Here is a 13184-nt window from a genome sequence, read left to right on the forward strand (position 1 = left end):
GGTCGGTCGTCGTTGGTCTTGACCTGGCCTGTTCGATGAACTGCGCGATGCGCAGTTCATCGACCCCGGGTCCAGCGCTTGCGCTGGTCCGGGTCCAGGGGCGGATAGCCCCGGTGGGGCCTGGGGCAAAGCCCCAGCGCGGCGCCTCCCAGATGAGGTGGTGACGGGCGCCTGCGCGTCGTGCTCTCATCGGCTTCCCGGAAAACCGGAGGAGAGCACGCCATGGCCACCAAACGTACACCGAGCACCACGAAAAAGAGCGCGCGCAAAGCGTCTCCGAGCGCTGCGTCGACCCGCACCACCTCGGCCCCGCGGACGAGCGCCGCGCGCGCCCCCGCCCCCGCTGCCAAACGCAGCCGCGCCGCTTCCTCCTCCGGCCGGGCCACGACGGCCGCCGCTGCCGCGCCTGCGCCTGCTCCTGCTCCCGCTGCCGCTGCTGCGGACTCGAACCGCACGTACCTCGAGCTCTCCGAGGACGGCGGGGGTTCGCACAAGTTTTACGAAGTGGTGATCGACGGGACGAAGGTCTCGATTCGGTACGGCCGGATCGGCGATGGCGGCCAGAAGCAGGAGCAGAAGTTCCGCACGGCGGCTGAGGCGGTCGCGTTTGCGCAGAAGAAGATCAACGAGAAGAAGAAGAAGGGCTACGAGTCGGCCGTGATGGGTGTGCGGCAGAAGCGCGCCGTCACCCGCCGGACGATCCAGAGCAAGCCCTCGACGGCGAAGCGCGCGCCCGTTTTGTGGAAGTTCTCCTCTGGCGACGCGGCGCTCGGCATTTACATCGACACGAAGCTCTTCTGGGTCGGCAACCAGAGCGGCGCCGTGTTCGCTGTGACCGCGGACGGCACGATCGAGCAGCAATATAAGCTCCCCGACGGCGTGAAATGCATCATCGCCGACGACGATTGGCGTTATGCCGGCTGCGACGATGGCAACGTCTACGACCTCGGCGGCCATGTCCCGCGCCTCGCGTACGAGGTCGAGGAGAACGTCGACATCTTCTGGCTCGACATCTACCGCGGCAAGCTCTGCGTCTCCGACGCCGACGGCAACATTGCGATCTTCGATCACGAAAACGAGACGAACTGGCGCAAGAAGAGCAAGGGTTCTAGCGGCTGGATGGTGCGCGCCGACGAGAAGGGCGTCTATCACGGCCATTCCGCGGGCGTGACGAAGTACGCCTGGAAGGACGGCAAGGCGGTCTGGGAGGCGAAGACGCGCGGCTCGGTGCTCTTCGGCTGGCAGGAGGCCTCGGACGTTTATGCCGGCACGATGGACGACAAGGTGTACGTCTTCTCGAAGGACGGCAAACCCGGCGTCGTCTGCGATTGCGACGACACGGTCTACTCCTGCGCGGCCTCGCCCGGCGGCAAGTACATCTTCGGCGGCGACTCGAGCTCCACCATTTATTGCTTCGACGCGGCCGGCAAGCGCCTGTGGAAGCTCGCGACGGGGTGCGGCTCGGCGTACTCGATGCAATACCGCGACGAGCGGCTCTACATCGTCACGACCGACGGCTCGCTCGCTTGCATCGACGCGAGCGAGGAGGCGATCCAGAAGGCGCAGGCGGGCGAGGTTCCGGTCGCGCGCGACATCAAGGCTCCGGCGAAGGTCGAGGAGATCCCCTCGACGCAGCTCGAGACCACGCGCGATACGACGAAGGGCGTGATCGTCGAATGCGTCAAGCAAGGCGGCAAGCTCCGCGTGCATGTCGTCTCGCCGGGCTTCAAGTCGTCGTACAACTGCCAGTTCCCGCGCAACATCCGCGTCGAGGGCGCGCGTTACGTCGTCGACGAGGTGCGGGAGGCCGCGGGCGGCGGGTTCTACCGCGTGCTCGGCGAGATTCGTCGCCTCGCGCAGTAAACGAAAAGCCCCTTCCCCTCCCGCGCAAGAGCAGTTTTGTGGCCTGGCGAGGTCCGCTCACGGCGGCTATCCTCGGCCCATGCGACCTTCTCTTGCGTTCTCTTCAGCATTCCTTGCAGCGACCCTCGCGCTTTCCGTGTTCCCTGCCTGCAGTGACGGTGGCGGCAGCGCCGGCAATGGCGGCGCGGGTGGCTCCGGCGGCTCCGGCGGCTCGGGTGGGACCGGCGGAACCGGCGGCTCGGGCGGCGGAAATCCCGATGCCTGCTCCGCCGCGGGCAAGTGGCAGATCACCTACGAGCAAGACGCGGACGGCTGCGTCCCCGCGGGCGATCTCTTGACGGTCACGCCAAACGCGTCCGACGTCTCGATCAGCGTCACCTTCGAGGGCGATGACACGGCGCCCATGCATAGCTGCAACCCTGAGCCTCCGATGCCCGCCTCGTATACGGCGACCGGATCGGTCTCGGCGGACGGATGTACACTCACCCTGAAGAGCGACACGTCGTATTGCTTCTCGGGCGAGGATCAATGCGAGAAGCGCGAGATCACGCTCGTGCTCGCGGGCGACGACGCGACGGGCACGCTCGTGTACTCGAAGTGCGGGTGCCCCACGCCTGGCGCCGGCCCGATCACGGCGAAGGCCACGGCGAAGCGCGTGCCCTGACGGGACGAACCCCCCCGCGAGCCCCTCTTTCCTGCCTCAAGACGAGAGCAACGCCTCCAGGCGATTGCCGGCCGCCCGGCGCTCCAGCACCTCGAACACCTTCTCGGCAATGACGCCGCCCGCTTCGAGCGGCGGCAGCCCACCGGCATAGATGTTCGAGAGCACCGTATACTCGAAACGTGCCTCGGGATTGCCGCTGAACGCAGCGGCTTTCCGCCTCGTTTCGTCGTCGCGCAGGCAATACACCAGGTAGGCCGAGAGGCTACGCGACGCGAGGGCGTCGCCGCCGGGGCGCTCGCCGATCAAGCAGATCACGAGATCACATTGCACGAGCTCCGCGACATCCTCGGAGAGCTTCACCCGCCCGTTCGGGGCCAGGATGGGTTTGCCCATGGTGATGCCGCGAGCATTCAAGCCGTCGAGGAGGACGGGGAGCAGCTCGCTGGCATTGTGGTGGACGGCCTCGGCGCTGAGCCCGTCGGAGACGAGGATCTGCACCTGGCGGCGCTCGGGAAGGAGCGCGGCGCGGTGGTTTGCGGCGACCCGCGCACCCAGGGAGGGTGAATGGAGGTGCGCTTCCTTGGAATGGGCGTCCGTGGCGACCACCCGGAAATCGACGACCTCTTGCAACGCATCGACGCAGAGCACGCTCTGCGTCGCCTCGCGGCCGACGGCCTGATGAAGCCGAACGCGGCGGCTGACCTCGTCGGCGGGCCGCGGACCGGCGGATTCGAATCCATGCAGGGCCGGCGTGGTCGCGAGCAGCCCCGAAAGCTCCGCGTCCGACGAAAGGAACCGGCGCAAATCTCCCCAGTGCGGGCCGCGGGCGAGGCTACCGTCCTCCTCTTTGCGGAAAATCCCCCGCTCGATCGCCCACGCCTCGTACTCGGGCGTCACCCGCTTCCCGTACAGCTCGCGCAAGGTCTGGTCGTCGTGGCCGCTGGTATCGAAATACGCGAGCATTCGATCCGTATTCAGCGCGACATCCATGTAGTAATTCGCGCCCGCCGCGGTCAGCATCTGCGTGGCCATCTGCTGGCCTTCGAGCGTGATGTGCGAGTGGAGCGTGAAGCACGGCGCCATGCCCATGGGCAAACCGAGCAGCTTGCCCATGAAGTGGTCCTGCAGGTTCGACACGATCATCTCGAAATTGTCGAGGTGCGTCTCCGGCCCGATGAAGCCCGTGACGTTGTTCACCATGAAGGGATCGTAGCGGCGGGCGAGGCCGTAACAGAGGGCCTCCGTCGTCGTCATGTCGATGCCGTGGTGCTTGCCGTAGGTGAATTCGCTCCCCTGACCGGTCTCGAAATACATGAATTGACGCGCGTCCGGCCCGAGCGCTCCCTTTTCGCGCATGGTCCGATAGCCCTGGTCGAGCAACTCGACGGTCACGTCGAACTCGGCCGTGAGCGTCTTCTCGGTGCCGGCCAGGCTCTGAAAGAGGATCTCGACCGGCGCACCTCGTTCGAGGCAAGCGAGCTGCGTTTTGATGTGCCCGAGGACGCAGATCTGCGTGGGCACGCCCGTCTGCCGGCGGACTTTGTCGAGGTGACGGAGAAGCCCGGAAATGTTCTCGACGGTATCGATGGCAGGATTGATGCCCAGCAGCGCATCCCCCGCGCCCATCGAGAGCCCCCAATACAAGAGCAGCGTGATCCCACGCAGATCATCGGTGGGATGGTTCGGCTGCAGGCGCGAAGACAAGGTCCCGGGCAAACCGAGGGTCGTCCGCGCTTTCGTGGGTCGCGGGATGCGTCGAGCGAGAAAGATGAGCTCGTGCACGTCGCAGATCTTGGCCAGCGCGGCCGCCATCACGCCAGTCAAGGCCTTGCCCACGCGCGCGCTCTCCGCGCCCGGCGAGCGCAGGAGATGGTTTTTCAGCCCGCCCACGGTCATCGATTCGATCTCGGCAAAGACGGCGTGATCGATCGTGTAATTGACCCGCATGACGGAATCGACGTTCCCGTCGTCGTCGGTGAGCGGATGGTCGTAGAGGTGCCGCAGCGTGAGCGATGACAGAATCGTCCGAGCGGCCTCGCGGTGCCGGGCGCTCTTTGCCGCGAGCCCCGCGTTTCGATCGCCCGCCTTGTTCTCGTCGGCAGCGCCGAGGAGCGCTTTCAGGCCGAGGAACGAGATCTCCTCGTCGAGGACGGTCGTCCGATAGAACTCAGGCGGCCGCGGCCGCGGGACGACGATGTCGGACAATGGCACGAGCGCCTCTGGAACCTGCTGCATCGTTTCCTCGTTTCTCAATCCAGCCCGTAATACCAGACAGGAACGACGTGATCCTTCATGCGCCCGATCTGCGCGAAGCGGGCGTCCTTGACGACGACCTCGTCGATGACGACGAGGCGGACCGGGCTTTGGCCCCAGTCGCTGACGTACTGGCCGAGGGTTTTGCCCACGTTTTCAGCCACGAACAAGACGAGCGCCTGGTCGGGCCCGAGGGGACGCGCCTTCAATTCGTCGCCGAGCAAAGCGCCGAGCCGGCGGATGGCCACGAGCGGAGGACCGTGCCATTCGACCCGCAAACAGCCGCCGGACGGGCTCTCGCGCACGAGGCGAAGCAGCGCGTGCACGCGCGCGGCATCCGCATCGCTTCCCAGGCGGCCGAGGATGGGCAAGTCGCGCAGGGGTAGGACGCCGGGCGACGAGAGAAAAACGGTCGCGCCGGAGATGTCCATACTGTGCCGCATCATTCCGAAGACCGTCGTGCGGCCGAAATGGTCGGGGATCCATGCCGCGAGGTCACGCGCGAGGACCTCGGACGCGAGGATACGCTGGGCGAGATCAATGCCGAGATCCCCGAAACACGTCGTCTGCGGCCACGGCGCGCCCTGTAGTTTGTCGTAGACGAGCGCGCCTACGCCACCCGAGAGCGTGACGACGCGGGGCACGTGCGGCGCGGGTGGTTCGAGCCCGAGGTCCGTGTGCAAATGCAGGCGCGCGACGGGCGTCGTGAACGGCTCAGCGCGCCCGGTGACCGCGGATTCGAGGAGCGCGACGTAAAACGAGAGCACCGCGTCGACGTCGCCGGGAGACAACGTATCCCCGGGCCCGCGTGCAATTCCCAGGTGATCGAAGAGCGCCCGGGCATACCTCGACATCGCGACGATCCGATGACTCCCAGGCTCGACCTGGAGATGCCTCGCCCCCACGAACAGACAGCCCGTGCGGCGGACCTCTCCGTCGATTCCGAGCGCGAGGTTCGTCGTCCCGCCGCCGATGTCGAGGTTCACGATCTCGACCTCGGGATGGTGTCGCGAGAGCCGCGCCGCGCTCCCGAGAAACGCCATCCAGGACTCGAGGTTCGCGTCGCCGGAGGCCACGAGGATGGCGTCACCGAGGCGCGCACGGAGCAGCGACGAGAGCGCCGCCGCATTGTCCCGCTGGGCCGAAAGCCCCGTGATGAGCGCGCCGCCGCCGAAGATCTCTTTCCCCTGCAAATCCCCTTCGGCGAGCCAACGATCGAGGAGCGCCACGACCGCGCCCTCATCGATACGTCCCTCACGGAGGGGCGTGAAGACCGGGACGGACCGATATTCCTCGGTGAGCCGGCGGAGCTCCACCCGACCGGTGACGCAATTGCGTACCATCGTGGCGGACGCGACCATCGCACTGCTGGTCGTGCTGCCGAAGTCGAGACCCAACAGGCTGACCGTGCCGCTCAACGTGCCCCCCCAGGCTCCTCTCCCCCGCAAGTAGACCACGGATCTCGGCCCGGGGATAGCGTCCTTTCGCCTCGGAAGTTCGCCCCTCCGATGTTGGGGAGCCTGGGCTCGCGCGCTCCGCGACGGATGAGCCGGGCTGCAAGATATTGCGCGACCACGCAAGGGCATGCTGCGGCGCGCCCCCCCTTCGGCGCCACGTCTGCCCTGACGCACGTATTTCCTCCTCGTAAGGCAAGGGAATCATCGTGGCATGCGCCGTGCAAACAGGTGCCCGCGGAGGCTCGATCTCCATCGAGCACACGCAAGGAGCCAGCATGACCCTAATCAAACGGTTGTCCTGGGTGGGTGCGAAACGGCTATCGATCCAGGGCCTCGCGGCCGTGCGAACGCCGCGCGGCCTCCGCGAGGAGGCCATGAATCGCGTCCTCCAGGCCACGGGGATCCCCACCATCGAGAATGTCGCGACCCCGGAGGAAGAAGCCATCGAGCTCTTACGAATCGCGGCTGGCGTCGAGCACGCGCTGATGGTCCAGTACCTCTACGCCGCGTTTTCGTTCGACGATATACGAAATCCTCTCGCGAAGACGATTCGCACCATCGCCGAACAGGAGATGGCGCATTTCGCCACGGTGCAGAACCTGCTGCGTGTCCTCGGGGCCGAGCCGTTCCTTGGGCGCCGCGACGATGGGCCCCCGAGCGAGCTCGATCCCATCCCGTTCCGCCTCGAGCCCGCGAGCCGCGTCGCCCTCGCCAAATACGTCGCGCTCGAGATGCCTACGCTCGATCTGGTCCCGCCCGAGCTGCGCAGCGAGGTGCAGGCGATCCTCGCCGAGGCAAACGGCGCCGTCCCCGGAGACGTGCAACGGGTGGGCGCCATTTATATGAAGATCTACTGGCTCTTCCAGGAGGGGGATGGTCCCGAGGGCCCGCTCACGCTCACGCCGGAGACGGGCATGCCGGCTGGCTGGCACATCCGCGCGCTCAGGCCCAGGGACGAGGTCCTGCCCTTCCAGACGAACGCGGCCGAGTGGAGCGGCAGCGTGCCCCATTTCTACGTCGACCCCGTCGGCGACCGCGCGGATGCGTTCAAGGCGCTCTACCGAATCATGGCCCAAGGGGAGGGCTTGCTCGACGACGACGACTCGCATTTCCACGCCTTCCTCGAGGGGTATCGCAGCCTCGTCGGACCCCCCCCGCGGATTCTCCCGGTCCCGACGAATCCAAGCCTCTCGACGGAGCCGCACACCGACGCCGAGCGCGAGCAGAACCGTATCACCAACCCCCTCGCGCGCATGTGGGCGGAGCTATTCGATGTCCGCTATCACCTGCTTTTGCTCCTCATCGACCTTGCACTCTCCACGCCTGCGTCGGACGAGGCGCGCGCGAGGTACGTGGATGGGTCGCTGGACGAGATGAAGACGGGCATAACGCGCGTGACCCGGCGCCTCTTGCAGCTCCCGCGCAAAGAAGGCGGTGCGCTGGACGGCGACCGCGCAGCCCCCGCGTGGAGCGCGCCCGCCGCCCTGCCCTCCGGGAGAAACGAAGGCTTGCAACTTTTGAGGGAGCTCACCGCGCGCTCGGAGCGCCTGCTCGCGCGGCTCAACGAAATCGACCCAAGCCCCTCGGCCAGGGCACTGATCGCGAGCCTTCAAATGCTCGACTCCGCGCGCCGCGAAGACCGCCCCCTCCTTTCCATTTTACCCGTCGCTTGATGATCCATGGCCATTTGAACTCACGATATCGAGAAGACGAAGGAACGAACCCATGGCGAAGGTTTACAAGATTCACCCAGGAATCGGCGTCGCGCGCGTCGGCGACAGCAGCGACGCATTCTTCATCGGTCCGGAGATCCCCGGCGAGCGGGGCGTCGTGCCTACGCCGAAAGGTGAGCAGCCCGTGGAGCGATACAAGGACGCGTCGGGCCGGATTCTGCGGCAGGCCGCACGGTTCCGCGTCTACGAATACGAGAGGACCGACAAGGGAGCGCTGCGGCTCCTGCGGGAGATCACCGCGGCCGACGCGGAGATCACCTGGCACGTTCGTCTCGCCAACCGCAAGGCAGCCTCGAAGGGTTTCGCCTCGGAGATGCCTCGAAACCCGGACGTGCCCGAGGAAGAGCTCGTGATCGCGCCCGTCTTCGACCCGATCGTCGGCGCAAACCAGACGGCCGTGGCCAGCCGAGCGGCGCGCTTCATGGGGACCGAGGTCTATCTGGGCGAGCTGCGCACGGACGCAGCAGGCCGGCTGCTCGTCCTCGGCGGGCACGGCCATTCGGCCTCCGTGCCGACAGGAAAGCCCATCAACAGTTTCGCCAACAACCCGGGCTGGCACGACGACGTATCGGACGGCCCGGTGACGGCGACGATCCGGCTGCCGAACGGCGAGACACGGGAGGTCGACGCGCCGAGCTGGGTCATCGTGGCGCCGCCCGATTACGCGCCCGCCATCGGTGGGATCACCACCCTCTACGATATCGCGGTCCAGGCGTCGGTCACGCGTGGCTTCGAGGCGCCGCCGGCGACGCCCTCGTTCAAGCGGGACATCCTGCCCATCCTGAATCGCGCGAGCCGCCTGCGCTGGGTGGAGCAATGGGCCCAGTGGAACAGCATCCCGCGCGATTGGACGACGCTGTCTCGAAAAGGCGACCCCGCGGCCAGCGCCCTACGCCAGACGGCATATGCGCTCGTCAAGGATGCGCAAGATTCGGGCATCCTGAACGATTTCATGTTCACCGAGGTCCAGCTCGCGGCGCTCGACGCGTGGCTGGCGGAGAACTTCGTCGACGATGCATCCGCGCCCGAGGAGCCCATCGGCGTAACCCCGGGCGGCCTCGACCGCGCGGCGCTCGACGCCTGTGTGGGCGGCGGTTTCTACCCGGGTATCGAGGCCGGCGAGAAGATGAAAACCGCGGCGATGTACGCCGAGCGCTGCCGCCTCACGACCGCCCCGTTCGTGAACGCCGAAGGCGAACAAGAGACGCTCGTGCCCGGCGCGCTCACCGCGCGCATGGCCGTGCCGTGGCAGGCCGATTTTCTCAAGTGCGGCGTCGGGTGGTGGCCGTCGCAGCGGCCCTCGATGGTGATGCGCCGGCCGGACGACGCCACGCCGAGCGCAGGCTGGACGCGCGACATCGATGATCACACGGAGCTGGTCGAGAAGTTCGGGCGGCTCGGAATCATCGTGCCGCGCCGCAATGCGGCAGGCGAGGAGGTCCTCCTCGAGGCCGAGCGCAGCGAGATCTGAGGCGGAAAAACGCATCAGGAAAACGCCAATGGTTCCCTTCTTCGACGTGGCCGTCATCGGCGGCGGGCCGGCCGGGTGCTCCGCTGCCATCACGCTCTCGCGCGCAGGCCAGAGAGTGCTCGTGCTGGAGCGCGGGCGATACGAACGCCTGCGCGCAGGCGAAACCCTGTCCCCCGAGGCGCTCTTGCCCTTGCAGCAACTGGGGATATGGGAGAGGTTCGTCGAAGAAGGGCACCTTCCCTCGCCGGGCACCGTGTCCGCGTGGGGGAGCGAAGAGCTGCACGAGAACGAGTTCATCTGGAGCCCCTACGGGCACGGATGGCACCTCGATCGATTGCGGTTCGATCGATTCCTCGCCGCGGAAGCCATACGGTCGGGCGCGACGCTGCGCACCGGCGCCCATGTCCAGGCCTGCGAGCCGTCCCGGGGAGGCTGTCGACTCACCGTCGACGTGGACGGTCGCGTTGAGGTATTATACGCGGAGGCCGTGATCGAGGCCGCGGGCAGGGCTGGGCGCCGCCTCGCCGCGCCCAGCGCGCGCCGGATCAGGTTCGATCGCCTGGTCGCCCTGGTGGGCTACGTCGAGGGCACGAACGAAGAGGACGCGCGCACGTTGATCGAAGCGACTCCTTCCGGCTTCTGGTATTCGGCGCGATTGCCTGGACGAACCCTCGTTGCCGCCTTCATGACCGACGCCGACCTCCTGCCGCGGGGGGGACGCGGGGTCGCAGAAGCGTGGCAAGGAGCGCTCGCGGATGCGCCGCGGACGCGCCTGCGGGCGGGCAGAGGCCGTCTCACCGGCTCGCCGAAGGCGGCCCCTGCGGAGAGCGCATGCTGGGACGAGGTGACGGGCGACGGCTGGATCGCCGTGGGCGACGCTGCGTGCGCGCTCGACCCCTTGAGCGGCAGAGGTCTCCTCGAGGGGCTCTCGGCGGGCCTCTCCGCGGCGAACGCGCTCCTGTCAGGGAGAGAGGCGATGGCCGCCCATGCGCGCGCGGCGCACGTTCATTTTGCAGAATACTTGCGAACGCGGGGAAAAACCTACGATGCGGAGCGACGCTGGCCCGAGGCGCCTTTCTGGCGGCGACGACACGAAGCGTTTCGCGCGGCCGCCCACGAGCTTTCGCCGAAACTCGTGCCCGATCGGCACGTGCCGCGCGAGCGAGCGTGAAGGACGTCTAGAAGGGGCAATTCACGTACACCGGCCCCGAATACCCCGCGTCGACCCGCGCCCGGAGGACGCTGCATTTCCCCGGCGCGACCGGGACGAACACGCTGTGTCCGGGCTCCTCCGGCGCGAGGACCGTGCCATTCGCCCAGAAACGGACCTCCTCGCCCCGGGCCCGCACCTCCACCATCGTCGCATCACGAATCACGCTCCCGGGCGGCAACCACGTTCCGCCCGAAGCGCGCACCTCGAACGAGCACGCCGCCGGATCCCGCACGCAAACGCGCCCCGCGACGATGCCGTCCCGCACGCCCTTCGCCGAGCGCTCCTCCGCGAGCACGAACGTCGTCGCCCGCAGATGGCCACTATGGCTGTCCGACCCCCCGACCGGCACGAGCGGCCGCGCGCGCAGCGGGACCTCCCGATCGAGCCGCGCGAGCGTCGCCTCCAGCGTGGAAGCCGTGTCGCCGAGCAGAAAGCGATCCCGGAGCTCCGTCACCGCGAGGTTGTACACCTCGAACGCCTGCGCGATCCGATCGGCCGCGACGATCTCCTCCGGATAGGGCCCCGGCGCCGTGAACGGGCGCCACGAGAGGTTCGCCCGTGCCATGGGGATGATCGAATCGATTGGCGTGAGCAGCGGATGATTGATCACGAGCAGCCCCCCATGCTGCACGAATGCATGGAAAAACTTCGCCGGATCGGTGAGGGCCGCGCGCGCCGAGACGTCCGCGTACACGGCGCCGAGATCCGCGAACGCCGCCCCGACGTGGCCGTAATGGTAATCGGTGTACTCGAACCCCACGACGAAGATCGGCTCCCCCTCCCCTCGCGGCACGGCCCGTTCGAGCGCCGCGAGCTCGGCCTGCACCCTCTGCCGCATGGACTCGCTCTGGAAAAACTGTGACGGCACGTGCGGCGTGAGGACGACGAAGTCGAGCCCCTCCGCGCGCACGAGCTCCACGGTCTCCTCCATGCCGCGGCTCACGTGCCGGGGCGAGTCGGGCGGGCTCACGTGGCAATGCATGTCCCCGCCGAGGAGCTGATACGGGCTCGTCGCCTCCGGGAGGACCGCCGCGGGAGCGACGGGCGGCGCCGGCCGGTGCGCGCTCGACATGCTGGCGTCGAGCAGGTGATGCGAGATCGAACGGCTGCAGCCGGCGAGCAGCATCAAGGCGAGGAGGAGGGCCGTCTCGGGCGCGCGCTTCACGTGGTTCCTCTTGTCATGGCCGGGCTTGGACGGCATGGCAAGCGCGGAGCTTGGGCGCCGGATCGGCAAACGAGGATCCTGGAGCGGGGGCGAACCTTGGAGAGATGGGAAGATGCCGAAACGGCATTTCCCTGTCGAATGCCCGCCATTTGCCGAAATCCTGCCTGCTCGCCGGAGCCCGCAATGCTGCAGGCTCGGGCCCGCACCCGAGCACGTTTCCCGCGCCGAAAATCATGACGCCCGGCGGATCCGCGGAAAAAACGACGCGCCGGCGAGCCCAGCGGGACTGGCCCGCCGCGTGCTTTGAACAATCGGCATGATCGCGCTCCTCCTCAGCTTTGCATGGGACGTCCTTCCCCGTCGGCCCGTTCTCCAGGAATCCCCGCGCCTCGTCGAGGCGGGCGTCCGCATCGAGCGCCGCGTGACGGAGGACTACATCGCGCGGGTCGTGGCGATGAAGGACGCCGCTGCGCGCAACCTGCTCATCACCCAGGCCTACGGGGATCTTTCGCTCGAAGTCGCGGATCTCCTCGGCAGCGGCGCCGGCATCAATTGGTGCACGATGGCCGCCTGGGCCTCGCGCCGCGCCGGACAATCCATTCGTGGCGAGGATCTGCCGGGACAACAATACGTCGCCCGCGCCGCGGCGCGTGTCCCGGGCGCGCGGTTTTTGCTCGATACCCTGCGCGACGTCTCGCGGGAGGTCGGCGAGGGCAATCGCGAGGTCTTCATGGAAGTCGCCCCGGCCTTCGCCGGATTCGCGCGCGCCTACCGCGAAGGCGACGAGGCCCTCGCCGCGTTCTTCGCCTCGTTCACGAAAGGCTCGCCCGATCGAGGCGGACAGGACATCCTGCGCCGCGCCTTCGAATGCTACCTCGAAGCGGCCCGGACGCACGCGGGCAAACGCAAAGCGGAGCTGCTTTACGCGGCGAACCTGTACGTCGCGCTGCAGGAGCAGACGCGCCTGCAAGGCCGGATCGCGGCCGCGATGCCCGGCGGCCCGACCACGCGCGCGCTCGTCACGAAGGCGATGCTGGAGCTCGAGCTCGGCGGCGGTACGGCCATCCACAAACTCGGCGCGGATCTGCCCGATGGGCCCTTCGGCGAGTACCTCGAAGCGCTCGAAGATCCGGAGCTCGTCACGTTCGTCCTGCGCTTCGACGCCGACATCCAGTCGACCTGCGGCAGCCGCGCCGAGCGCTGGGATTCGCTCGCCGATCGCATGCGCTTCATCGTGGAGCTCTTCCGGCTGCATGGGAGCGACGCCTCGCTCTTCGAAGAGCCCATCAGCGCCGCCGAGTGGCTCGCGCTCACCGGCCGCGTGCGGCCGCGGCGCCCGTTCGCATCGCGGCCGCTCGGCTGACC

At 67.7% G+C, this 13184-nt stretch carries 9 protein-coding genes; 6 read left to right on the forward strand and 3 right to left on the reverse strand.

What is annotated here, in order from left to right; all coding sequences use genetic code 11:
* Positions 1–222 precede the first annotated feature (222 nt).
* Both KEG38_RS40695 and KEG38_RS40700 read left to right on the forward strand, forming a co-directional pair.
* Positions 223–1863: a WGR domain-containing protein gene (locus tag KEG38_RS40695; RefSeq protein WP_272425860.1), complete on the forward strand. Its 1641-nt coding sequence runs from the start codon at positions 223–225 to the stop codon at positions 1861–1863.
* Between the two features lie 79 nt (positions 1864–1942).
* A complete protein-coding gene (locus KEG38_RS40700; protein ID WP_272425861.1) occupies positions 1943–2527 on the forward strand; it encodes a hypothetical protein in 585 nt (194 codons plus the stop codon).
* Positions 2528–2563: 36 nt separating this feature from the next.
* On the opposite strand, the gene eutB is transcribed toward KEG38_RS40700, so the two are convergent.
* Both eutB and KEG38_RS40710 read right to left on the reverse strand, forming a co-directional pair.
* Complete coding sequence (eutB, locus tag KEG38_RS40705; RefSeq protein ID WP_272425862.1) at positions 2564–4762, reverse strand: ethanolamine ammonia-lyase subunit EutB; 2199 nt, start codon at positions 4760–4762, stop codon at positions 2564–2566.
* 14 nt (positions 4763–4776) lie between these two features.
* On the reverse strand, positions 4777–6366 hold the full coding sequence (locus KEG38_RS40710) for an ethanolamine ammonia-lyase reactivating factor EutA (RefSeq protein ID WP_272425928.1): 1590 nt from the start codon (positions 6364–6366) through the stop codon (positions 4777–4779).
* A gap of 146 nt (positions 6367–6512) precedes the next feature.
* Between KEG38_RS40710 and KEG38_RS40715 the strand changes: the two genes are divergently transcribed.
* From KEG38_RS40715 to KEG38_RS40725, 3 genes are read left to right on the forward strand one after another with little or no spacing between them, the layout of a single operon-like run.
* Complete coding sequence (locus KEG38_RS40715) at positions 6513–7910, forward strand: ferritin-like domain-containing protein (RefSeq protein ID WP_272425863.1); 1398 nt, start codon at positions 6513–6515, stop codon at positions 7908–7910.
* Positions 7911–7962: 52 nt separating this feature from the next.
* Positions 7963–9441 (forward strand): LodA/GoxA family CTQ-dependent oxidase, encoded by a 1479-nt coding sequence (locus KEG38_RS40720; protein ID WP_272425864.1) that lies wholly within the window; start codon positions 7963–7965, stop codon positions 9439–9441.
* Between the two features lie 28 nt (positions 9442–9469).
* Positions 9470–10612, forward strand: coding sequence for an FAD-dependent oxidoreductase (locus KEG38_RS40725; RefSeq protein ID WP_272425865.1), 1143 nt, complete (start codon positions 9470–9472; stop codon positions 10610–10612).
* Positions 10613–10619: 7 nt separating this feature from the next.
* Here KEG38_RS40725 and KEG38_RS40730 read toward each other — a convergent pair whose 3' ends face one another.
* Positions 10620–11855, reverse strand: coding sequence for a CehA/McbA family metallohydrolase domain-containing protein (locus tag KEG38_RS40730; protein ID WP_272425866.1), 1236 nt, complete (start codon positions 11853–11855; stop codon positions 10620–10622).
* Positions 11856–12135: 280 nt separating this feature from the next.
* Here KEG38_RS40730 and KEG38_RS40735 point away from each other — a divergent pair, with 280 nt between their 5' ends.
* Entirely contained in the window at positions 12136–13182 is a 1047-nt protein-coding gene (locus KEG38_RS40735; protein WP_272425867.1) for a hypothetical protein, read from the forward strand.
* Positions 13183–13184 lie beyond the last annotated feature (2 nt).

It is taken from the genome of Polyangium jinanense, from assembly GCF_028435265.1.
GTDB classification, from domain to species: Bacteria; Myxococcota_A; Polyangia; order Polyangiales; family Polyangiaceae; genus Polyangium; species Polyangium jinanense.